The 287-nt window shown below is 37.6% G+C and carries 1 protein-coding gene; it reads right to left on the reverse strand.

Annotated elements, in window-relative coordinates; genetic code table 11:
• Positions 1 to 287 (reverse strand): flagellar filament capping protein FliD (gene fliD / locus R2R70_RS19690; RefSeq protein WP_410978851.1); only part of this gene is annotated, 287 nt, incomplete at both ends.

Genomic DNA, 287 nt, shown 5'->3' on the forward strand with positions numbered 1-287 from the left:
TGTTAAAGTCCCTATGCCTGTAGCTGACTTCTCCATCTCACCAAAACGATTAAAAGTGATACCGAGTTCCATAAGAGATTGTATCTCAGTACTTCCACCTAAATCGTTTGTAAACATTCTTTGCAATTGTTGTTCCACACTGCGAATATTACTATCAGAGGCAAGCATTCCACTTGTTGGATTCGATAATGTATCTAACTGCTCTTTTAAGGTGTTATAGGCGCCAATAAATTCATCAACAGCTTTTACAGCAACTTCTGAATCAACTGAAACATTGAATGTCTGAG

Source organism: Cobetia sp. SIMBA_158, from assembly GCF_046566945.1.
Taxonomy (GTDB): domain Bacteria; phylum Pseudomonadota; class Gammaproteobacteria; order Pseudomonadales; family Halomonadaceae; genus Cobetia; species Cobetia amphilecti.